Below are 20,963 nucleotides of genomic sequence, written 5' to 3' on the forward strand. Positions count from 1 at the left end.
TTGTTGCCGTAGCCATGCCAGATGTTCACCACGCTCACCCGTCTTCTTTGCCACCGGGGCGGCGGCGGGCAGCGTGGCTGTTGTTGGCTACAGTGCTTCTGGTGGGTGTGAGTTGGCTGGTTTTTAAGTACTCCGAGCGCGTAGGCGTAGAGCGTATGCGGGCGGTGGCCAGCCAGGATCTGAATGTACGGGCTGCGGCTATTGACGGGGTGGTCACCCGCCATGCCGCCATTCCGGCAGCCATTCAGTTGCACCACGGTGTGTTGGAGCTGTTGCGCACCTCCGCACCGCAGCAAACGGCGCTGGCGCAGGAGGTCAGCCTTTTTTTGCAGCAACTGAACGACCATTTGGGCGGGCCAGCCATTTTTGTGCTGGATGTCCATGGTCGGGTGGTGGCTTCTAGCGATTGGATTTTTTCGGACAACCTGTTGGGGGCAGACCTGTCGTATATGCCTTTTTTCCGCAGTGCGATCAGTGGGATGCCTGCCCGCCACTATGGCATTGACCATGTCCGGCCCGAACCGGGCTACTATTTTGCCCAGCCTATTCGCGACGATAAACAGGGCTGGCGTGTGATGGGGGTGGCGGTGGTCAAGTCCAGCATCCGCGAGTTGGAGCGGCGCTGGCTACAGCAAGAAGCCCCAGCCGTGATTGTGGACAACAATGGCATTGTGCTGCTGTCGTCGCTCCCCGAATGGCGCTATGCCAGTTTGCAGCCCTTGCCCGGCGAGGCTTTTGCCGATATCGATCCGCGCCATTTTTCGGGGCAAGAGGTGGGGCGGCACAGCTTGAACATCACCATTGACGGTGCGGACGAAGGGGTAGTGGTGCGTTTGCCCAAGGATTTGCGTGATGATGTGCGCCAGTTCTCTGGCATTGGCCCCTATTTGGCGCTATCGCGCAATCTGCCTGAAACAGCGTGGAAAATCGTTGTCTTTGCCGATTTGCGGCCCGTGGCTTTGCTGGCCGCCACCCATGCGGCACTGGCAGTGGCGGCATTGGGGTGTATGTTGTTAGGGGCTTTGTATTGGGGCCAGCGCCGCCGTTTGGCCTTGGGCCGAGAGCAGGCCCGTGTGCTGATGGAGCGTTCGCACCAACAATTGGAGCGCATGGTGCAAGAGCGCACCGCCGACCTGAGCCATGCCATTACCTCGTTGCAGCACGAGGTGCTGGAGCGCCAACGGGCAGAGCGCACCTTGCGCGCGGCACAAGATGAATTGGTGCAGGCCGCCAAGCTGGCGGTATTGGGGCAAATGGCCGCAGGCATTACGCACGAGCTGTCGCAGCCGCTGGGAGCCATCCGTATCTTGTCAGAAAATGCCGCAGAGTTTATGTGCCGGGGTGATCAGGCCACGGCTGAGCGCAGCCTGGCCACGGTGGGGCAGTTGGCAGGCCAGATGGGCAACATCATCAATCCGCTCAAAACCTTTGCCCGCAAGTCACCAGCGGTGTCTTCTGCGGTAGATTTGGCCCATGCCACCGATGCGGCACTCTTTTTGTTTGACCAACGGCTGCAAAAATTGCAGGTGCTTGTGCAGCGCAATCTGGAGCCGGGCGTCTGGCTGGCTTATTGCGACCCAAACCGCTTGCAGCAGGTGCTGGTCAATCTGATTGGCAATGCCTTGGATGCGATGGCCCAAGCACCGCAGCGGCAATTGGGTTTGCAGGCGGAGCGCCAAGGGGCACAAATTGTTCTGCGGGTGTCGGATACCGGCTGTGGGTTGAGCCAAGAGGCTCGCCAGCGTTTGTTTGAGCCGTTTTTTACCACCAAGCAACCCGGCGAGGGGCTGGGCTTGGGGCTGACGATTTCGCGCGATATTTTGCGTGATTTTGGTGGCGACTTGCAGGCCGAAGTTTCTCCCAACGGTGGCGTATGCTTCGTTATCACCCTGCCCAGCATCCCCTCTGCACAAGAAGATCCCCCCCATGCTTAAAGTCCTGTTGGTCGAAGACGATCCCCATGTACGGTTGGGCTGTGAACAGGCGCTGCAATTGGATGGTATTCCGGTTTTGGCGGTGGGTTCGGTAGAGGAGGCCGAGCGGGCGTTGTTGGTCGAAGACTTTGGCACCGTGGTCACTGATATGCGCCTGCCCGGTGCCAGTGGCATGGACTTGCTGCGCCGTGTGGTGGAGCGCGACCCCGGCTTGCCCGTCATCATCATCACCGGTCACGGTGATGTTACGCTGGCGGTGGAGGCCATGCGCCACGGCGCGTATGACTTTATGCAAAAGCCCTTTTCTACCGCTGATTTGGTGGATGTGGTGCGCCGGGCGCTAGAAAAGCGTGGGCTGGTGTTGGAAGTGGAAACCCTGCGCCGCCGTCTAGACCACCGTGATGTGTTGGAGACCCGGTTGATTGGCCGCTCACCCCAAATGAGCCGGGTGCGCCAGCGTATTCTGGATGTGGCCGATGCTGCCGTAGACATTCTCATCGTCGGTGAGACTGGCACCGGCAAAGAAATGGTGGCCCGCTGTCTGCACGACCTCTCGCACGGTAGTCAAGAAAATTATGTGGCCCTCAACTGCGGGGGCATGACCGATACCTTGCTCGACAGCGAACTGTTTGGGCACGAACCCGGCGCTTTTACGGGCGCACAAAAGCGCCGTATCGGCAAGATTGAATATGCCCGTGGTGGCACATTGTTTTTGGATGAAGTCGAATCCATGCCCATGCCCATGCAGATCAAATTGCTGCGGGTGTTGCAAGAGCGGGTGATTGAGCGGCTAGGGGCCAACCAGCAAATTCCGGTGTCGTGCCGGGTGGTGGCGGCCAGCAAAGCAGACCTCAAGGTGCAGGCCGAGCAGGGGCGCTTTCGTGCCGACTTGTACTACCGCCTCAATGTGGTACCGATTGAGTTGCCACCGCTGCGCGAGCGGCGCGAAGATATTCCAGAGCTGTACAACGAGTTTTTGTTGCAAGCGGCCAAGCGTTACAACCGGCCTCCGCCCACGTTGACCCCCGAAGCACTGCGCCGCCTGATGGCCCAAGACTGGCCGGGCAATATCCGTGAGCTGCGCAATGTGGCCGACTGCCATGCGCTGGGCATCAACCGCAGCACAGCCAGCGCCAAAGAGTTGCCTGTGCAGTCCTTGACCGAGGCGGTAGAAAGCTATGAGCGCCTGCTGATTGCCGATGAATATGGCCGCCAATCGTGCAACATCAGCCGCACTGCAGAGGCGTTGAAAGTGGCACGCACCACCTTGCACGACAAATTGAAAAAGTACGGACTGCTCTGACGGTCAATCTGGCCCATCAGGCCAGGTGGTCTTGTGGACAACGCTGTGCTGTGGTGGGGGCTGCGCCCTATACTTGGGCCTGCTCCGGGGTGTGCGTTGCACTGAGATGGGGGTGGCCAAACCAACGGCACACCCGCGAACCCGACGAACTTGATCCGGTTCATGCCGGCGGAAGAAGAGCCGATGCCCCCCTGCCCGCTTTGGCGTTTGGGCCAGGGCAACGATCTACACCGGAGCGCAACCCCGCCACAGCCTCCGGAGATCACCCGATGAATGCCCCCGACACCCTTGCCCGCGAAAAGTTTGCCGACCTGCTCGCACTGACGCGTGAGCCTTTTCCTGCTTCGCGCAAAGCCTATATCCCCGGCCAATTGCACCCCGAACTGCGCGTGCCGGTGCGCGACATCCAACTCACCAATGGCGAAACAGTGAGTGTCTATGACACCTCTGGCCCTTACACCGACCCCACCGCCGTGATTGACGTGCGCAAGGGTTTGCAAACTGTGCGCAGCACTTGGATTGAAGGTCGTGGCGATGTCGAACGTTACCAAGGCCGCCCGCCAGTGGCACTGGACGACGGCCAAAAGAGCGACGATGCTGCTCGTTTGGCCGCCCTGCGCGCCGAAGCCGCTGCCCTGCAACGCCAGCCCCTGCGTGCCAAAAGCGGTGCCAACGTCACGCAGATGCACTATGCCAAAAAGGGCATCATCACGCCTGAGATGGAGTTTGTGGCGATCCGCGAAAACGGCAAGCGCGAATGGATGGCGCAGTACCAGCAAGATGCCGCCCGCGAGCAGCGCCTGATGGGCAACCCGCTGGGCGCCAGCATCCCCAAAATCATCACCCCAGAATTTGTGCGCGATGAAGTGGCCCGTGGCCGCGCCATCATCCCGGCCAATATCAACCACCCCGAAGTGGAGCCGATGGCGATTGGCCGCAACTTCTTGGTCAAAATCAATGCCAACATCGGCAATTCTGCCGTCACTTCCAGCATTGAAGAGGAAGTCGAAAAGCTGGTGTGGTCTATCCGTTGGGGTGCAGACAACGTGATGGATTTGTCCACCGGCAAAAATATCCACACCACCCGCGACTGGATTGTGCGCAATAGCCCCGTGCCCATTGGCACGGTGCCGATCTACCAAGCCTTGGAAAAAGTGGGCGGCATTGCCGAAGACCTGACCTGGGAAATCTTCCGCGACACGCTGATCGAGCAGGCCGAACAGGGGGTGGATTACTTCACCATCCATGCCGGTATCCGTTTGGCTTATATCCACCTCACGGCCAACCGCCGCACTGGCATTGTGTCGCGTGGTGGCTCCATCATGGCCAAGTGGTGTATGGCCCACCACCGCGAGAGCTTCTTGTACGAGCACTTTGAAGACATCTGCGACATCATGAAGCAGTATGACGTCAGCTTCAGCTTGGGCGATGGCCTGCGCCCCGGCTGTGCCTCGGATGCCAATGATGAGGCCCAGTTTGCCGAGCTGCACACCTTGGGCGAATTGACGCAAGTGGCTTGGAAGCACGACGTGCAAACCATGATTGAAGGCCCCGGCCATGTGCCCATGCACATGATCCAAGCCAACATGACCGAGCAGCTCAAGACCTGCCATGAAGCACCGTTTTACACCCTTGGCCCGCTGACCATCGACATTGCCCCCGGCTACGACCACATTGCCAGTGCGATTGGTGCTGCGATGATTGGCTGGATGGGCACGGCCATGCTGTGCTACGTTACCCCCAAGGAGCATTTGGGCCTGCCCGACCGCGATGACGTTAAACAAGGCATCATTGCCTACAAAATTGCCGCGCACGCTGCCGATGTGGCTAAGGGCCACCCCGGTGCCCGCGCCCGCGATGACGCGCTGAGCCAAGCGCGCTTTGATTTCCGTTGGCAAGACCAGTTTAATCTGGGCCTCGACCCCGAAACCGCTAAGGAGTACCACGACGAGACCTTGCCCAAGGACTCGGCCAAGGTGGCGCATTTCTGCTCGATGTGCGGCCCCAAGTTCTGCTCGATGAAGATCACCCAAGAAGTGCGCGACTTTGCCGCGCAAAAAGGCTTGGCTGAAGCGCAGGCACTGGAGCAAGGTCTGCACGCCAAAGCCGAGGAGTTCCAACAGGGCGGCGGCAGCCTGTACGTGCCGATCCAGCGCGTGGACTGAGCGTGGCGGTTTCCCCTTTGATCAGTTTTTGTGGAACGGGTCGAAGGGGGGCCATGTTGTTACGCGCTAGTCAAAATACTTGACAAGCTCATCCAGCTCACGGGCGGTATGTTCCAGCCGCTGCGAGGCGGCCCAAGCGCCTTGAACATCTTCGCGGTTTTGCACCACCAACCGCGCCACTTGGTGCAGTTGGCTAGACACTTCTTCTACGGCCAAGGCTTGGCTGCGGGCTGCGCTGGCTACGGTTTGCACCTGTTGGCCCCATTCGGTAGGGGCGGCAGGGGGCAGGGTAGGGGTTGCTCTGGGTGGTGGAGCCACTGGTGCTGCGCTAGGTTCTGGGGCGGGGGCGGCTGTTGACAGGCTGTCGCCAAACACCGCCATGAGTTCTGCGGGCATCAACTCAAAAGCAGGCATGGGGGGCTCGGTTTGGCCGGGTGCCTGCAAGGTGGCGGCGCTGTCGTTGTCTCCGGCATGAACGGCCTCTAGCAAGGTGTCCATGTGCCCAGCGATGGCGGTCATGGCTGTGCGTGAGGACTTAACGGCCTCCACAGTTTGGTAGATGCGCTCTTGTTGTTCGTCCGAGTGCTCGGCCAAGTCCATCATCACTTGGTTGAGTTGGTTGCACTGTTGGTGGATAGATCCGGCAGATTGCCGAATCTCGTGCAGCATCACCTTCAGGTGCATTTGTGTCACCATCACAGCGGTCATCACCCGCCCCGGTTCGCCATAACCCGAGGGGTCTACATTGTCCGAGAGCTTGCCTTCGGCAATGTTTTCTAGGGCCAGCACGGCTTTTTCGAGTGGGTGGGCTGTGATACGGAAGAAAAAGACCCCTGCCACGATCAGCACCAAGCAGCTCAGAGCAATGCCCGCTACGGCCATCTTGAAAATCAACTCACCGCGCTTGGTGGTGTCTACCAGCTTGCTGTGGGCGCGCTCGGACAGGTAGCTCAAGAGGGTAGAGGCGTGGGCATTGGCCGTGTCGTACAGGGGATTGACTTGGTTAAAAAACACCCGCTGCGCTTGCAGGTAGTCTTCGGCCTCAATAGCTTGGTTGGCTTGTAAAAGCCCTTCGTTGACATAGCGATTGCGGGCTTGGATGTAGGCATTGGCCAGTTGCTGTTCTTTGCTATCACGGACTTGGCCGATATAGTGGGCCCAGAGCTGGTCAATTTCTTGCCGGTTGGTGGCAATCACCTGCACATGGTGGTTGCCTGCACCATGATTGAGCACCACGTCCGAGTGGGCACCAAACTTAAAGTTGAGGGCCAGTGCCAGTTGGGAGCGGTTGTCGGCCATCAAGAATTTCATGCGCTGAATGGCTTGCACCGGCACCATTTCTTGGTGGTAGAGGGCTTGGATGTCGGCCTTAGACAGGTTCAGGCCCGTGATACCTAAAATGCCTCCCCCAATCATCAGCAGGGTGACAAACGCAATCCACAGCGGGATGCCGTTCTTGATCGAGAGGTGCTTTTTCCAGCCCGGCGACACATCCTCTTTCAGCGTGTCGGGCCTGTTCTTGGCGCTTTCGTAAGCCGCTTCAGCGCCAGCCACATCCTCGCGCGAGGGGCAACTGCGCACCGACATATAGCCGGTGATCTCGCCGTTTTTCTTGATGGGTACGATGCGGGCATCGACCCAATAGTGGTCGCCGTTTTTGCAACGGTTCTTGACGATGCCGCGCCAAGGCAGGCCACGCTTCAAGGTTTTCCACATGATCTCAAAGGCCACCGGCGGCATATCTGGGTGTCGGATCAGATTGTGGTTTTTGCCGATCAGCTCTTCCTCAGAAAAGCCACTGACCTCAACAAAATCTTGGTTCGCAAAGGTGATGATGCCCTTGGTATTGGTCTTGGTGACCATGTTTTTGTCGGCAGAGAACCGTTGTTCCTGTCCGGTGACCGGTAGATTCATTTTCATGGCGATTCTCTTCGGGCTTCAATGGCGTAGATGTGGGCCAACTTCATTCGGCCCAGACTTGCCGGATGCAGACAGCGGCTGTCTGGCAGTGGGAAAACGGCACCAAACCAACGATTTCACACCCCGGCTGGGACGTGTCGCGGCGGGCGGGGGTAGACAAAATCATGCCGGTCTTGCCATAGACGCTGTAAACAATGGTGGCATCGGATTTGACGGTGGGGCTTTTGACCACCGCCACTTCCCCCGACTTGAGTTTGACGAGGGTGCCCGGTGATAACAGGCCTACCTTTGAGATCAGGATGCGGGCGATTTCTTCATCGACCTCCGAATCCTTTTTGAGATAAATCTCTTTCAGGGCATTTTGTGGAAAGTGGGCCTGGGCCCGGTAAGGCCGCATTTTGGTCATGGCGCTATAGCGATCAGACACTGCCAGTATTCTGGCGCCCAGGCTGATCTCATCGCCCTGAAGACCCGCCGGGTAGCCTTTGCCGTCCAGGTATTCGTGGTGGTTGCGCACCGTGGCGAGCCAGAGTGGATCGCTAACGCCTGCTTGTTCGAGCAGCTGGGCGCTTTGCTGGGGATGCTGGCGCATCTGCATTAGCAGATCGTCGGGCAGATAGCCCGCATGTTTATCCAGTTCTGCCTGCAACGGTATTTGTCCCAGATCGCGGGTCAGGGCAGCACACACCAACGACAGCCGTTGTGTGGCGTCCAATCCCTTGCCCTGCGCGATCAATTCGGTCAGGACGGCCCCCATCATCTGGTGAACCACGATATACGGGGTATGTGTATCTACAGAGGGGGCGGCCAGCGCGCTGTCAATGCTCTTGCGGCAGATGTTTTGTACGGCTTGGGCAATTTTGCCAATGCGTGCGCTCACATCTATTTGCTCGGGGCTTTTGAGCGTGGTGCCCAACACATGCTTGAGGTTGAGTAGCAGTCCGCTCAGGTGCTCAAAGGGCGGGGGGTCTTCGTGGACTGGCGCTGGCTGTGGCTCATTGGGGGCGTAGGGCCGCAGGTCGGTTTCTGTCTCGTCGTATTGGGCGCCACGCACCAGCAAACGCGATATTTGGTCGGGCATGTGAATGACCGAGCCACGGCGAAAAAGCAAAGTACCGCCATCGCTGTAAATGGAGAACCCAATAGGTTTGCCAAGAACGATATCGCTATGCACTATCTTTTTCACCGCTGCGCCTTTGCTTCCTCAACCCAACACAGCCTTGCTGTGGCAAAAAAAATCGCTGGCGCACGGAGCGTCTGCGATCAATAGATCGCAGCGTGCATCAAAAAATGGGCTGGTGTGGCCTGGGGCAGTGTCCCCCTTTGATGTTGGTCAAAATTTTGACAAATGTTAGGCCGTGTTTGCCCAGACTGTAGGCGGTGCCTTGCAGGGGGACGCACCACGGTGGCCCAGTCTGTAGCGTGCTCATTATCGTGAGAGAAGCACCACCCACCCCAAAATACCGGCCAATGCCTGCTGACTGGGCAGGCACGCTCCTTGCATGCTGCCAGCGTCTAGCCGATGGAGTCACCATGCACGCCCTGACCTTGCCCCCTGTGGGCCATTACGATGAGATGCTGTTGCCCAGCGGTGCTATCCGTGCGCACTACCAAACCTTTGCCCATTGGCTCCATGCACAGACACCCCAAGCACTGGGCAAAAAGCGTGTGGAGGCCGATTTGCTGTTCCACCGCGTGGGCATCACTTTTGCGGTGCATGGTGATGAGGCTGGGGCCGAACGTCTGATTCCGTTTGACACCGTGCCACACATCGTACCTGTGGATGAATGGCAGATGTTGGAGGCGGGGTTGCGTCAGCGGGTGACGGCGCTCAATCGCTTTTTGTCGGACATCTACCACAACCACGACATTGTGCGTGCTGGGTTGATTCCGGCCGAGCAGGTGTTTGCCAATGCGCAGTACCAGCCTGCTATGCAGGGGGTGGATCTGCCCAATGGCATTTATGCCCATGTCAGTGGGATAGACCTGATTCGCCATGCCGATGGGCACTATTACGTTCTTGAAGACAACCTGCGCGTACCCAGTGGCGTGAGCTACATGCTGGAAAACCGCAAGATGATGATGCGGCTGTTTCCGGAGTTGTTTGCCCACTATGCGGTAGCGCCGGTGGCCCACTATCCGGCCCTGTTGCTCGATACCTTGCACCAAGCCACCACGCAGGCCCAGCCCACGGTGGTGGTGCTAACGCCAGGGGTGGGCAATTCCGCCTATTTTGAGCATGTTTTTCTGGCCCAGCAAATGGGGGTGGAACTGGTGGAGGGACAAGACCTGTTCGTGAAAAACGATTACCTCTACATGCACACCACGGTGGGCCCCCAGCGGGTAGATGTGATCTATCGCCGCATGGACGATGTGTTTTTGGATCCGTTGGCTTTCAAGGCCGATTCAGTGCTGGGGGTGCCGGGGCTGCTGTCGGTGTACAAGCAGGGCAATGTGGTTCTGGCCAACGCGATTGGCACCGGGGTAGCGGACGACAAGTCTATCTATCCCTATGTGCCAGAGATGATTCGCTTTTATTTGGGTGAGGAACCGATTTTGCACAACGTGCCTACTTGGCAGTGCCGCAAGAGTGACGATCTGGCCTATGTGCTGGACCATCTGGCCGAGCTGGTGGTCAAGGAGGTGCATGGTGCCGGGGGGTATGGAATGCTGATCGGGCCAGCTTCCACGGTGGCCGAGGTGGCAGATTTTCGCCAGCGCGTGATGGCCCATCCGGGCAACTACATCGCCCAGCCCACCCTGTGCCTGTCCAGTTGTCCTACGTTTGTTGATAGCGGCATTGCACCACGCCACATAGATTTGCGCCCCTTTGTGCTCAGTGGCCGGGAGGTACGCATGGTCGCTGGTGGCCTGACGCGCGTGGCTTTAAAACAAGGCTCGCTGGTAGTCAATTCGTCCCAGGGTGGTGGCACCAAGGACACCTGGATTCTGGAGGCCTGAGATGCTCTCGCGTACCGCTGCCCAATTGTTCTGGATGAGCCGCTACTTGGAGCGTGCCGAAAACCTGGTGCGTATGCTGGATGTTACCCATTCGCTGTCGCTGCTGCCCCAGTCGCGTGGTGCCATGACCGAGTTTGCGGCGCCGCTGGCCGTGACGGGCACGTTGGAGCCTTATATTGCCCAGCGGCGCCAGTTTGAGGCGCAAGACTTGTTCAGCTTTATGGCCTTGGAGTTGGACAACCCCGCCTCGGTGCTGTCGTGTCTGAAGCAGGCCCGTGAGAATGCCTATGCAGTGCGGGGCCGTATCACCTCGGAAATGTGGGAGGCCATCAATGCCAGCTGGCTCGAAGCGCGTGACATGTCGCAGCGTGGCATTACGGACGTATCGGCCTTTTTTGACTGGGTTAAAGAGCGTTCGCACCTGTTTCGCGGGGCTACCTATGGCACCTTGCAACGCAACGATGCCTATTGCTTTATCCGTTTGGGCACGTTCATCGAGCGGGCCGACAACACGGCCCGTTTGTTGGATGTGAAATCCCAGCTCATTGAGCCTGCAGTGGCCGATTTGGCCCCGGTGGCTATGCCGCAAGAGAGTGCGCCCGACTTTTATTCGTGGAGCGCCTTGCTGCGCTCGCTATCAGCCTTTGAGGCCTACCACGAGGTTTACCGGGGTGCCTTGGATGGACGCTGCGTGACGGAGTTGCTGATCTTGCGCCCCGATGTGCCGCGCAGCCTGCGAGCCTGTTGTGATGAGATTCGCACCATCTTGCCCCAGATTGAGTGCTTGCCCGGCGCAGGCGATGCGGGGCGTGGTGTCAAGTTGTTGGCTGGGCGCTTGGCCTTGCAGTTGGAGTATGGCACTGTGGATGAGATTTTGGAGTTGGGTGCCCACCGCTGGCTGACAGAGTTTCTGGCGCAGTCTGCCCGGTTGGGCAAGGCCATTACCCGCGCCTATTTGCAAGCCCATTGATGCGCTTGGGTTGTGAATTTTCTGGATGCTCCAAGGAGACACCATGCACCTGCTGATCACCCATGAGACTGTGTACCGTTATGACCGTTTGGTGGAGCGTAGCACCCAGTACCTGCGCCTGACGCCGCGCTCTGAACACGGCCTGAAGGTGCTGTCTTGGCAGTTGACGCTGCCCGTCTTGGCCTCCTGCTGCCAAGATGCCTATGGCAACACCACGCATGTGCTGACACTGGATAAACCCGTGCAGGAAATCCGCCTCTTGGTCAGTGGTGAAGTGCAAACCCCTGACAGCCCTCCAGCGCCTTGTCTGGAGGACAGGCTCCCTCCAGAGGTGTTTTTGCGCAGTTCCACGCTCACCAACGCCGATACTGCTTTGCGTGACTTTGCCTTGGGCTATGCCCTTGCATTGCGCGCCGATCCCTTGGATGGTTTGTGGCAGCTGATGCGGGCCTTGGGGCGGGCCATGCACTACATGCCCGGCAGCACCGAGGTGGCTGTGCCCGTTGCACAGGCTTTTGCCCAAGGTTTAGGGGGATGTCAGAACCACGCGCAGGTGTTGAGCAGCTGTGTGCGGCTATTGGGCTTGCCTGCCCGTTATGTCAGTGGTTATTTGGTGGGGGATGCCACCCAGGTGGCCAGTCATGCTTGGGCGGAGGTGCGTTTACCCCAAGGTTGGCTGGGCTTTGACGTCTCCAACCAGTGTTTGGTGGATGGGCGCTACGTACGTTTGGCTATTGGGGTGGACTATGCCGATGCCTGCCCTGTGCGCGGTATGCGCGTGGGCGGTGGGCAGGAGCAACTCCATGCGGCAGTACAAATCAATGTGTGTGATGGGCCATTGGCCGACCAGCCGTTTGCGCAACAGCAGTAACCACCCAGGTTTTTGCCCTGATTTTTTGTTACTTCGTAGATCACTTTTACTTTTTGTCGGATACCTATGACTTACTGTGTTGCCATGCGACTCGATGCTGGTTTGTTGTTTGCTTCGGATTCACGCACCAATGCGGGCGTGGATCACATCGCTACTTTCCGCAAGATGACGATTTTTGAAGTGCCCGGTGAGCGGTTGATCACGTTGCTGAGTGCCGGTAATTTAGCCACCACCCAAAGCGTGGTGAGTTTGTTGCGCCAACGCCTAGAACACAAAGCTGTGGAGGAGGGCGCGCACCTGTTCAATCGTCAGTCTATGTACGATGTGGCCGAGTTGGTGGGCCGCACCGTCAAAGAGATTGTGGCGCGCGATGCCAATGCCCAGACGGTAAGCCAAGGCATTGATTTTGGCGGCAATTTTCTGGTGGGGGGACAGATTCGGGGGGAGGAGCCACGCCTGTTTCATGTGTATCCACAGGGCAACTTTATTGAGGCTGGAGAAGACACACCATACTTCCAGATTGGTGAGTCCAAGTATGGCAAACCCATCATTGACCGGGTGGTGCGCCACAACACCTCACTCAAAGAGGCGGCCAAATGTACGCTCATCTCCTTTGACTCCACCATCCGCAGCAACCTGTCGGTCGGTTTGCCCATCGATATGTTGCTGTATCGCACAGACTCTTTTGCGCCGGCAGTGCCGCACCGCATCACGGCCGACGATCCCTACTTCACCAAGCTGAGCCGGGGCTGGGGTGGGGGGCTGCGCCGCACCTTTGCCCGCCTGCCAGATGAGGATTGGTTTCGCTGACGCAGCCCGTGGTTTGCTTGTCGCTCACCGCTGGTGCTGCCAGAATGGGTGCCTCTATAGGCAACAGGATCTACTGTCATGACACCATCGTGGCGCAATGCCCTCCCATTGGCTAGCTTTTGCATGGTGCTGGCAGGCACAGCACAGGCGCAAAATTTACAACCCGGCCTGTGGGAGATGAACACCCGTGCCGCTCCAGGGGATGCGGGCATGGGCCAAGCGTTGGCCCAGATGCAGCAGCAAATGGCCCAGATGCCGCCAGAGCAGCGCAAGCAAATGCAGGCCATGTTGGCCCAACAGGGTATGGCCGTGGATGTGGGCAGTGGGGGTATTCGGAGCCAAATTTGTATTACCCCTGCAATGGCCCGTGATGACCATGTGGTGCCCCCGCAGCAGGGTGACTGCAAGACTTCCACGCCACAGCGTGCTGGCAACACTGTCACTGTGCGTTATGAGTGCCGTCAGCCAGTCATGAAGGGCCAAAGCACCATCACCATCAGCAGCAGCAAAGCCTACAGCGTGCATTCTGAGAACGTGGTGCAGCAAGGGGGCAAACACATCTCCACGGCGATGGACGTTGATGCACGCTGGCTGGCCAGCGATTGTGGTGGCTTGGGGGCCATCCCTGCCACTCCCAAAGCCACGCGCTGATAAGGGATGTGCGGGACGTGCTGCGGCATCAGGCTGCCGGGTAATGCCGCTCGCCAAAAATGCCGCTGCCCACACGCACCAAGGTGCTACCGGCCAGAATGGCTGCTTCCAGATCGGCGGTCATGCCCAGAGACAGTGTGTCCCATTGTTCCAAACCCGTGCTACCGCTGGCCTTGATCTGATCAAACAGCTCTCTGACGGCCATGTGAATGGCGTACTGTGCATGAAAATCGGGGGCCGGTTCGGGAATGGCCATCAGGCCGCGCAGTTGCAGCCGGGGCAGCGTGGCTATGGCTTGTGCCAAGGCCAGAGCTTCTGTGGGGGCCACACCAGATTTGCTGCTGCTGCCATCAATATTTACCTGAATGCAAACCTGCAACGGCGGTAGGTGGGCGGGCCGTTGCTCAGACAGGCGTTGGGCAATTTTGAGTCGGTCTACTGTGTGCATCCAGTCAAAGTATTCGGCTACCAGCCGGGTTTTGTTGCTTTGCACTGGGCCGATGCAATGCCATTGCAGCGGTGGTTCCCACGAGGCAGGGGTGCGCAGCAGAGCTATTTTCTCTACCGCCTCTTGCAAGTAGTTTTCGCCAAAGGCGCGTTGCCCAGTTTGAGCGGCTTCGCGCACGGCTTCTGGGCCAAAGGTTTTGGAAACAGCCAGTAACGCGACGCTGTGTGTATCGCGGCCAGCGGCAGCACAAGCCCGTGCAATGCGCGCATGAAGCTGTTGGAGGTTGTTGGCAATCGTGGTCATAATGGCCGACAAGCGTACCAAACGACAGAGGGATTTGTGGATATCACCCAGTTGCTGGCATTCAGCGTCAAGAACAAGGCTTCCGATTTGCACCTGTCCGCAGGGCTGCCACCGATGATTCGGGTGCATGGTGATGTGCGCCGCATCAATGTGGATGCCTTAGACCACAAGACTGTGCATGCCATGGTGTACGACATCATGAGTGATGCCCAGCGCAAAGCCTACGAAGAGTTTTTGGAGGTGGACTTTTCGTTTGAGATTGAAGGATTGGCCCGCTTTCGGGTCAATGCCTTTAACCAAAACCGGGGTGCAGCAGCGGTATTTCGTACCATTCCGAGCAAAATCCTGACGCTGGAGCAGCTCAATGCCCCCAAGATTTTTGCCGATCTGGCACTCAAGCCACGTGGTTTAGTGTTGGTGACTGGGCCTACAGGCTCGGGCAAGTCCACCACGCTGGCGGCGATGGTCAATTTTCTGAACGAGAACGAATACGGCCACATCCTGACGGTAGAAGACCCGATTGAGTTTGTCCACGAGTCCAAAAAATGCCTGGTCAACCAGCGCGAAGTAGGGCCGATGACGCTGTCGTTTGCTGCGGCGCTCAAGTCGGCGTTGCGCGAAGACCCGGACGCCATTTTGGTGGGCGAAATGCGCGATTTAGAAACCATCCGTTTGGCCATGACGGCGGCAGAGACGGGGCACTTGGTGTTTGGCACGCTGCACACCTCCAGCGCCGCCAAGACCATCGACCGGATCATTGACGTGTTTCCGGCAGAAGAAAAAGAAATGGTGCGTGCCATGTTGTCCGAGTCCTTGCAGGCGGTGATCTCGCAGTCACTGTGCAAGCTCAAAGACGGCTCGGGCCGCGTGGCCGCGCATGAGATCATGATTGGCACCAGTGCCATTCGCAATCTGATTCGCGAGGCCAAGGTGGCGCAAATGTATTCCACCATCCAGACCAGTAGCAGCGTGGGCATGCAGACGCTGGACCAGAACTTGGCGGACTTGGTGCGGCGCAACATCATCAGTCCGGCAGAAGCCCGCAGCAAAGCGAAGATTCCCGAGAACTTCCCGGGCTGATTTGTCATCTGATGAGACAGGCCACCGTTGTTGGGTGGCAACAGGAGTTTTCCCATGAAGGGTATTTTGAATATGTGGCGACCTTCGGCACATGCCGAAAGTGATGCGTCGCACGCGGCTGACTCTCAAGACTCGGTGTTTTTTTCCACGGCATTTTCTGAGCATGGTGGAGAAGAAGTGCCGATGGTGCCTTGGGAGGCCAGGGCCGTGGAGGTGGGGGCCAAGCGCATGCCGGCGGGGCATGGCAGCAAGTTGTTGCAGGAGTTGTGCGCCAAGAACAAATACATGGCGCAGTTGCCACCCGAACTGATGGCACGGATGGGCGAATTCTTTGATTTTGCCCAGGTGCCCTCTGACCGCGATGTGGTGCGCCAAGATGAATATGGCAACTTCATGTTCTTCTTGCTCTCGGGCACGATGGCCGTCAACCGTGTCCAGCCTTGGGGGGAGAAGCTGCTATTGGCGCAAACCCGCCCCGGTGATCTGATCGGCGAGATGTCGTTGCTCGATAGCGGCATTCGCTTCTCAGCTTGCACCACCATGACCGAGTGCGAAATCGCAGTGCTCAGTGCGCAGGCGTTGGACGAAATGATGGTGAGAGATCCCCATCTGGCCGCCGCCTTGGTGGCCGTGTTGGCGCGCAAGCTCTGCGTGCGTTTGCGAGCGGTCAGTGCCCATCTGGGCGACAACCAAAAATAAGATCAATGTGGATGACTGGCCCGGTAGTGCCAGTATGAGGGAGCCCCCCCGATGGAACGCGATCAGGCCAGTAAATTCATCAATGATCTGCTGCGGCTCATGGTCAGCCGCCACGGTAGCGATCTGTTCATTACGGCAGAGTTTCCGCCCGCGATCAAGGTCGATGGGGTGGTTACCAAGGTGTCACCCCAACCGTTGTCGCCTGGCCATACGCTGACGCTGGCGCGCGCCATCATGAGCGATAAGCAAGCGGCGGAGTTTGAGCGCACCAAAGAGTGTAATTTCGCCATTTCACCTGCCGGTATTGGCCGTTTTCGGGTAAATGCTTTTGTGCAGCAGGGCCGGGTTGGCATGGTGTTGCGGACGATTCCGCTGAATCTGCCCACCATTGATGGTTTGGGTATGCCACAGGTGCTCAAAGAAGTGACGATGACCAAGCGGGGCTTGTGCATTTTGGTCGGGGCTACTGGTTCGGGCAAATCGACCACGCTGGCAGCCATGGTGGATTGGCGCAATGAAAACTCTTTTGGTCACATCATCACGATTGAAGACCCGGTGGAGTTTGTTCATCCACACAAAAACTGTGTAGTGACCCAACGCGAAGTGGGGCTGGATACAGACAGTTGGGAGGCCGCGCTCAAAAACACTTTGCGTCAGGCACCTGATGTGATTTTGATGGGTGAAATCCGCGACCGCGAGACGATGGAGCATGCGATTGCTTTCCCGGAAACGGGCCACCTGTGTATGGCCACTTTGCACGCCAACAGTGCCAATCAGGCGCTTGATCGGGTGATCAACTTCTTTCCTGAAGAGCGCCGTGCCCAGTTGCTGATGGATTTGTCACTCAACCTGCGTGCCATGATTTCTCAGCGCCTGCTGCCCAAGCAAGATGGCAAGGGCCGGGCGGCGGCGGTGGAGGTGATGCTCAACACACCCTTGATTGCAGACCTGATCTTCAAGGGGGAGGTCTCAGAGATCAAGGAGATCATGAAAAAGAGCCGCAATCTGGGCATGCAAACCTTTGATCAAGCCCTGTTTGATCTGTTTGAGTCCAATATCATCACTTACGAGGATGCCTTGCGCAATGCCGATTCGGTCAATGACTTGCGCTTGCAAATCAAGCTGGGCAGCCAGCGTGCGCGCAGCACCGATTTGGCTTCGGGCACTGAGGACTTTGCCATTGTCTGAGGCGTAGTTCGCAGCACGGTGGGTCGTTTTTGTTGCGGTCTGCTTTGGCGAGCAGGCCGTTTTCTGTATTCAACGCATTTCAACGGATTTTTTTCATGGCTGGCACCAATTCCCGCTCTTACGATGCTGTTCCTTCCCGCAAAGTCGCTTTTATCGGCTTGGGGGTCATGGGCTACCCGATGGCTGCCCATTTGGCACTGGCCGGGCACCAAGTGACGGTGTACAACCGCAACACGGCCAAGGCTTTGGCGTGGTGCGAGGAGTACGCCTCCGCAGGATCTGTGCGCCATGCACTTACCCCGCGTTTGGCCGCGCAGGGGGCCGATATGGTGTTTTGCTGCGTGGGCAACGATGATGATTTGCGCTCGGTGGTGTTGGGCGCTGATGGCGCTTTTGCGGGCATGGAGCCGGGGGGGATTTTTGTTGATCACACCACGGCTTCAGCGGAAGTGGCACGCGAGTTGTATGGTGCTGGGCGTACGCTGGGGCTGCATTTCATCGATGCCCCGGTGTCGGGCGGCCAAGCTGGGGCGCAAAATGGCCTGCTCACGGTGATGTGTGGTGGCGATCAGGCACCGTTTGATGCTGTGCAGCCCGTGGCCATGGCGTTTTCGCGGGCCTTTACCCGTCTGGGAGACTCTGGGGCGGGGCAGCTTACCAAGATGGTGAACCAAATTTGCATTGCCGGACTGGTGCAGGGCTTGGCCGAGGCCGTGGCTTTTGGTCAGCGTGCCGGGCTGGACATGAACCAAGTGTTGGATGTGATTGGCAAGGGGGCCGCGCAAAGTTGGCAGTTGGACAACCGGGGCAAAACCATGGTGGCGCGGGAGTTTGACTTTGGCTTTGCGGTGGACTGGATGCGCAAGGATTTGGGGTTGGTGCTGGCCGAAGCACGGCGCAATGGCGCCCGCTTGCCCGTCACGGCGCTGGTGGATCAGTTTTATGGCGATGTGCAGGGCATGGGCGGCCAGCGTTGGGACACCTCCAGCCTGATTCAGCGGCTGGATTGAACGTCAACGCAGCTCAACGTGGGCTGCTGTTGCCGCTGCCGGTGGTGTCTGGGCGGGTGATGCTCATGCGCGACAGCTCATCTTCGCTCAGGTATTCAAACATCCGCACTACTTTCACCACACCAGTGACGCCGCTGGCCAGGGCGGCGGCCCGTTGGGCCTCGCGTTGGGTAACACGCCCAAGCAGGTAGACCACGCCGCGCTCTGTCACGACTTTAAAGGCGTTGGCCGTGAGGTCTTTGGCATCTACCAAACTGGCGCGCACCTTGCCCGTGATGAAGGTGTCATTGGAACGCTGGGCCAAAGTTGTGGAAGGCATGGCCGCCACCTCATTGACGACCGAGCGCACGTTTTCCAGACTGCGAATCAGTTCTTGCACCCGTTGGCGATCGGCGGCGGTGGGCACCTCGCCAGTCAGCAGCACCTGACGGTTGTAGCTGGTGATATTGACATGAATGCGGTCACCGTATTGGCCGTGCAGCAGATTGACGGCATGCAGCTCAATGCCTTCGTCCTCGACTTGGGTGCCTGTGGTGCGGCGGTCTGCGGCCACAATGCCACCCAGGGCTACGCCACCCAACACCACTGGAGCACATCCCACCAAGGCCGTGCCCAAAGTGCTGGCCGCTAGCACCAGGGGCAAAACACGGTGGATAGAAAATTTTTGCATCAGCTTTCTTCCTGTTCACCAAACAATTGCGCATCTACCCCATCGCACAGGCAATGGATGATGAGGGTGTGGACTTCCAGCACCCGTGCTGCGCGGTCATGGGGTACGCACAAGAGCACATCGGTCTCGCGCAACACCGAGGCCAAGCGTCCTGCGCTGCGGCCACTCAGGGCCACGATGCTCATATCACGTTCATGGGCGGCTTCTACGGCGGCCAATACCCCGGCATCGTTGCCATCTACACACAAGGCCAGCAGCAGGTCTCCGGCTTGTCCCAACGCCCGTACTTGGCGAGCAAAGGGTTGCTGCGTGGTGCCAAGCAAGGCGCTGTCAGAAGAGAGTGCGAGTGCGGCAAATTCGGGGCGCTCGCGTTCAAAACCAGCCAGACAAAATGCCACGAACTGCAAGGCGTGGCCTACCGAAGGGCCACTGCCACAGGCCAGAATTTTGCCGCCTCCTGTGATGCAGGCAAGCATAGCCTGTACAGCATCGGCAATCGGCTTGCCCAGGTCTTGTGCGGTCTGGTATTGCAAATCGGCACTGTCGATGAAGTGCTGTTGGATGCGTTGCTCTAGCATGGCGGCGATGATACCTGTATCGTGTTATCGATTTGCTAGCAAATGCAGAAGGCTGCACGGGTATTGGGGCTTACTGGGCATCAAATGCGGCTTGTAGCCACTCTAGGGTGTCGCCTTCTATCAGTACAGCATCAAAGCGGCATGCAGGCGGTGTTGGCAAGCGCATCAGGTAATGGCGTGCCGCAAAAATGATGCGCCGCTGCTTGGCAGCATGGATACTGGCCCCGGCACTGCCAAAATCGCTGCGGCTGCGGCTGCGCACCTCCACAAAGACAACGGTACCGTCTTGGTCACGCACAATCAGGTCAATCTCACCACCACCACGTCCGGGCGTTCGATAATTGCGTACCAACAGACGCAAGCCTGCCGCTTGCAAATGTGCCAAGGCCCGCTCTTCAGCGGCTTGGCCTTTTTGCTGTGTGGTGGCAGATGCCGCAGAGGCACTGGCTGCTTTTTTACCGAGGAATTCCATTGAGCGCATCTTTTGCTTCAGCCCTGGGAGCCGCCCGCGATGCGGCGGCTGCGCAGCATTATCCCCAAGGCGCCTTGTATGTGGTGGCTACGCCGATTGGCAACTTGGCTGACATCACCTTGCGCGCTTTGCATGTGTTGCAGTTGGCCGATACCTTGGCCTGTGAAGACACACGCCACACCCACGGTCTGCTACGGGCCTATGGGATTGACAAGAGCGGCGCACAAATGTTGGCTTTGCACCAGCACAACGAGGCAGAGGCAGCGCAGACGGTATTGGCCCGTTTGCAGGCAGGGCAACGGGTGGCCTATGTCAGTGATGCGGGCACGCCGGGGGTCAGTGATCCGGGTGCCCGTCTGGTGGCTACCGTGCGGGCTGCGGGACTGCGGGCCATGCCCTTGCCGGGGGCTAGCAGCGTGACGTCTGCATTGAGCGTGGCGGGGGCGGTAGCCCCTGCTGGGGTCGATACTGGCTTTGTTTTTGCCGGTTTTTTGCCTGTCAAAAATGCCGAGCGTGCCGCCTGCGTGCAGCGTTTGGCATCAGAGACACGCTGCGTGGTGTTGCTCGAAGCGCCCCACCGCATTACCGATCTGGCCCAGGCGTTGGCCGTGTTGGGCGAGCGTCCCGTCACGTTGGCGCGTGAAATCAGTAAGCAGTTTGAAGAAATCACCACACAGCCCGCACAGCAACTGCTGGCTTGGTTGCAAGGAGATACACAACGTGCCAAGGGCGAGTTTGTGGTGCTACTGCATCCGGTGTGGGTGGTGGACGGGGCAGATGAGAGCCAGCGCGTGCTTGAGCTGCTGCTGCCCGAGTTGCCACTCAAAACCGCAGTGCGTTTGGCGGCCCAAATCACGGGTGCCCCGCGCAATGCCCTGTATGACCGCGCCCTGGCATTGCGCCAGTCCGAGCAAGAGTGAGCGCCTTCAC

The 20,963-nt window shown here is 58.5% G+C and carries 19 protein-coding genes and 1 riboswitch; of the genes, 13 read left to right on the plus strand and 6 right to left on the minus strand.

Annotated elements, in window-relative coordinates:
* Nucleotides 1–14 precede the first annotated feature (14 nt).
* The 3 genes from ACFO6X_RS01150 to thiC all read left to right on the plus strand — a co-directional run bounded on the left by ACFO6X_RS01150 (nt 15) and on the right by thiC (nt 5,402).
* Entirely contained in the window at nt 15–1,934 is a 1,920-nt protein-coding gene (locus tag ACFO6X_RS01150) for a sensor histidine kinase (RefSeq protein WP_382429211.1), read from the plus strand.
* On the plus strand, nt 1,918–3,237 hold the full coding sequence (locus tag ACFO6X_RS01155) for a sigma-54-dependent transcriptional regulator (RefSeq protein WP_382429775.1): 1,320 nt from the start codon (nt 1,918–1,920) through the stop codon (nt 3,235–3,237). The genes ACFO6X_RS01150 and ACFO6X_RS01155 overlap by 17 nt, the downstream gene beginning before the upstream one ends.
* A gap of 75 nt (nt 3,238–3,312) precedes the next feature.
* Nucleotides 3,313–3,431: riboswitch (TPP riboswitch) on the plus strand.
* Nucleotides 3,432–3,506: 75 nt separating this feature from the next.
* A complete protein-coding gene (gene thiC / locus ACFO6X_RS01160; RefSeq protein ID WP_382429213.1) occupies nt 3,507–5,402 on the plus strand; it encodes a phosphomethylpyrimidine synthase ThiC in 1,896 nt (631 codons plus the stop codon).
* 66 nt (nt 5,403–5,468) lie between these two features.
* Here the strand turns inward: thiC and ACFO6X_RS01165 are convergent, their stop codons facing one another.
* The gene (locus tag ACFO6X_RS01165) at nt 5,469–7,322 is read right to left on the minus strand and encodes a Tar ligand binding domain-containing protein (protein WP_382429215.1); all 1,854 of its coding nucleotides are present in this window, start codon (nt 7,320–7,322) and stop codon (nt 5,469–5,471) included.
* Between the two features lie 43 nt (nt 7,323–7,365).
* Complete coding sequence (locus ACFO6X_RS01170) at nt 7,366–8,508, minus strand: HD-GYP domain-containing protein (protein ID WP_382429217.1); 1,143 nt, start codon at nt 8,506–8,508, stop codon at nt 7,366–7,368.
* Between the two features lie 389 nt (nt 8,509–8,897).
* Here ACFO6X_RS01170 and ACFO6X_RS01175 point away from each other — a divergent pair, with 389 nt between their 5' ends.
* The 5 genes from ACFO6X_RS01175 (at nt 8,898) to ACFO6X_RS01195 (ending at nt 13,585) form a co-directional block, all read left to right on the plus strand.
* Nucleotides 8,898–10,283 carry a circularly permuted type 2 ATP-grasp protein gene (locus ACFO6X_RS01175; protein ID WP_382429777.1) on the plus strand — a complete coding sequence of 462 codons (1,386 nt, stop codon included), beginning with the start codon at nt 8,898–8,900 and terminating at the stop codon, nt 10,281–10,283.
* Between the two features lies 1 nt (nt 10,284).
* Nucleotides 10,285–11,253: an alpha-E domain-containing protein gene (locus ACFO6X_RS01180; RefSeq protein ID WP_382429219.1), complete on the plus strand. Its 969-nt coding sequence runs from the start codon at nt 10,285–10,287 to the stop codon at nt 11,251–11,253.
* Between the two features lie 43 nt (nt 11,254–11,296).
* Entirely contained in the window at nt 11,297–12,124 is an 828-nt protein-coding gene (locus tag ACFO6X_RS01185) for a transglutaminase family protein (protein WP_382429221.1), read from the plus strand.
* 66 nt (nt 12,125–12,190) lie between these two features.
* Entirely contained in the window at nt 12,191–12,934 is a 744-nt protein-coding gene (locus ACFO6X_RS01190) for a proteasome-type protease (protein ID WP_382429223.1), read from the plus strand.
* 78 nt (nt 12,935–13,012) lie between these two features.
* Nucleotides 13,013–13,585: a DUF3617 domain-containing protein gene (locus ACFO6X_RS01195; RefSeq protein ID WP_382429225.1), complete on the plus strand. Its 573-nt coding sequence runs from the start codon at nt 13,013–13,015 to the stop codon at nt 13,583–13,585.
* A 28-nt stretch (nt 13,586–13,613) separates the two neighbouring features.
* On the opposite strand, the gene ACFO6X_RS01200 is transcribed toward ACFO6X_RS01195, so the two are convergent.
* Complete coding sequence (locus tag ACFO6X_RS01200; RefSeq protein ID WP_382429227.1) at nt 13,614–14,336, minus strand: YggS family pyridoxal phosphate-dependent enzyme; 723 nt, start codon at nt 14,334–14,336, stop codon at nt 13,614–13,616.
* A gap of 36 nt (nt 14,337–14,372) precedes the next feature.
* On the opposite strand from ACFO6X_RS01200, the gene ACFO6X_RS01205 reads away from it, so the two are divergent.
* From ACFO6X_RS01205 to ACFO6X_RS01220, 4 genes are all read left to right on the plus strand, one after another.
* On the plus strand, nt 14,373–15,416 hold the full coding sequence (locus ACFO6X_RS01205; RefSeq protein WP_382429229.1) for a type IV pilus twitching motility protein PilT: 1,044 nt from the start codon (nt 14,373–14,375) through the stop codon (nt 15,414–15,416).
* Between the two features lie 54 nt (nt 15,417–15,470).
* Nucleotides 15,471–16,115, plus strand: coding sequence for a cyclic nucleotide-binding domain-containing protein (locus tag ACFO6X_RS01210; protein WP_382429231.1), 645 nt, complete (start codon nt 15,471–15,473; stop codon nt 16,113–16,115).
* 51 nt (nt 16,116–16,166) lie between these two features.
* A complete protein-coding gene (locus ACFO6X_RS01215) occupies nt 16,167–17,303 on the plus strand; it encodes a PilT/PilU family type 4a pilus ATPase (protein WP_382429233.1) in 1,137 nt (378 codons plus the stop codon).
* 95 nt (nt 17,304–17,398) lie between these two features.
* Nucleotides 17,399–18,313, plus strand: a complete 915-nt coding sequence (locus ACFO6X_RS01220; RefSeq protein ID WP_382429235.1) for an NAD(P)-dependent oxidoreductase — start codon at nt 17,399–17,401, stop codon at nt 18,311–18,313.
* Nucleotides 18,314–18,326: 13 nt separating this feature from the next.
* Here ACFO6X_RS01220 and ACFO6X_RS01225 read toward each other — a convergent pair whose 3' ends face one another.
* The 3 genes from ACFO6X_RS01225 to ACFO6X_RS01235 all read right to left on the minus strand — a co-directional run bounded on the left by ACFO6X_RS01225 (nt 18,327) and on the right by ACFO6X_RS01235 (nt 20,033).
* Nucleotides 18,327–18,983, minus strand: coding sequence for a BON domain-containing protein (locus ACFO6X_RS01225; RefSeq protein ID WP_382429237.1), 657 nt, complete (start codon nt 18,981–18,983; stop codon nt 18,327–18,329).
* Nucleotides 18,983–19,561, minus strand: a complete 579-nt coding sequence (locus tag ACFO6X_RS01230; RefSeq protein WP_382429239.1) for an SIS domain-containing protein — start codon at nt 19,559–19,561, stop codon at nt 18,983–18,985. The genes ACFO6X_RS01225 and ACFO6X_RS01230 overlap by 1 nt, the downstream gene beginning before the upstream one ends.
* A 70-nt stretch (nt 19,562–19,631) precedes the next feature.
* Nucleotides 19,632–20,033 carry a YraN family protein gene (locus ACFO6X_RS01235; protein ID WP_382429241.1) on the minus strand — a complete coding sequence of 134 codons (402 nt, stop codon included), beginning with the start codon at nt 20,031–20,033 and terminating at the stop codon, nt 19,632–19,634.
* On the opposite strand from ACFO6X_RS01235, the gene rsmI reads away from it, so the two are divergent.
* On the plus strand, nt 20,033–20,953 hold the full coding sequence (gene rsmI, locus ACFO6X_RS01240) for a 16S rRNA (cytidine(1402)-2'-O)-methyltransferase (protein ID WP_382429243.1): 921 nt from the start codon (nt 20,033–20,035) through the stop codon (nt 20,951–20,953). The two genes, ACFO6X_RS01235 and rsmI, sit on opposite strands and share 1 nt — an antisense overlap.
* Nucleotides 20,954–20,963: the final 10 nt, after the last annotated feature.

Source organism: Giesbergeria sinuosa, from assembly GCF_042652905.1.
Taxonomy (GTDB): Bacteria; Pseudomonadota; Gammaproteobacteria; order Burkholderiales; family Burkholderiaceae_C; genus Simplicispira; species Simplicispira sinuosa.

Excerpts from the sequence above, each read along its gene's own strand:
- ACFO6X_RS01190 (WP_382429223.1), top strand. The coding sequence starts at position 12,191 with ATGACTTACTGTGTTGCCATGCGACTCGATGCTGGTTTGTTGTTTGCT.
- ACFO6X_RS01200 (WP_382429227.1), bottom strand. The coding sequence starts at position 14,336 with ATGACCACGATTGCCAACAACCTCCAACAGCTTCATGCGCGCATTGCA.
- ACFO6X_RS01175 (WP_382429777.1), top strand. The coding sequence starts at position 8,898 with ATGCTGTTGCCCAGCGGTGCTATCCGTGCGCACTACCAAACCTTTGCC.
- ACFO6X_RS01185 (WP_382429221.1), top strand. The coding sequence starts at position 11,297 with ATGCACCTGCTGATCACCCATGAGACTGTGTACCGTTATGACCGTTTG.
- ACFO6X_RS01210 (WP_382429231.1), top strand. The coding sequence starts at position 15,471 with ATGAAGGGTATTTTGAATATGTGGCGACCTTCGGCACATGCCGAAAGT.
- ACFO6X_RS01230 (WP_382429239.1), bottom strand. The coding sequence starts at position 19,561 with ATGCTAGAGCAACGCATCCAACAGCACTTCATCGACAGTGCCGATTTG.
- ACFO6X_RS01195 (WP_382429225.1), top strand. The coding sequence starts at position 13,013 with ATGACACCATCGTGGCGCAATGCCCTCCCATTGGCTAGCTTTTGCATG.
- ACFO6X_RS01220 (WP_382429235.1), top strand. The coding sequence starts at position 17,399 with ATGGCTGGCACCAATTCCCGCTCTTACGATGCTGTTCCTTCCCGCAAA.
- ACFO6X_RS01180 (WP_382429219.1), top strand. The coding sequence starts at position 10,285 with ATGCTCTCGCGTACCGCTGCCCAATTGTTCTGGATGAGCCGCTACTTG.
- ACFO6X_RS01150 (WP_382429211.1), top strand. The coding sequence starts at position 15 with ATGCCAGATGTTCACCACGCTCACCCGTCTTCTTTGCCACCGGGGCGG.
- ACFO6X_RS01215 (WP_382429233.1), top strand. The coding sequence starts at position 16,167 with ATGGAACGCGATCAGGCCAGTAAATTCATCAATGATCTGCTGCGGCTC.
- thiC (WP_382429213.1), top strand. The coding sequence starts at position 3,507 with ATGAATGCCCCCGACACCCTTGCCCGCGAAAAGTTTGCCGACCTGCTC.
- ACFO6X_RS01235 (WP_382429241.1), bottom strand. The coding sequence starts at position 20,033 with ATGGAATTCCTCGGTAAAAAAGCAGCCAGTGCCTCTGCGGCATCTGCC.
- ACFO6X_RS01225 (WP_382429237.1), bottom strand. The coding sequence starts at position 18,983 with ATGCAAAAATTTTCTATCCACCGTGTTTTGCCCCTGGTGCTAGCGGCC.
- ACFO6X_RS01165 (WP_382429215.1), bottom strand. The coding sequence starts at position 7,322 with ATGAAAATGAATCTACCGGTCACCGGACAGGAACAACGGTTCTCTGCC.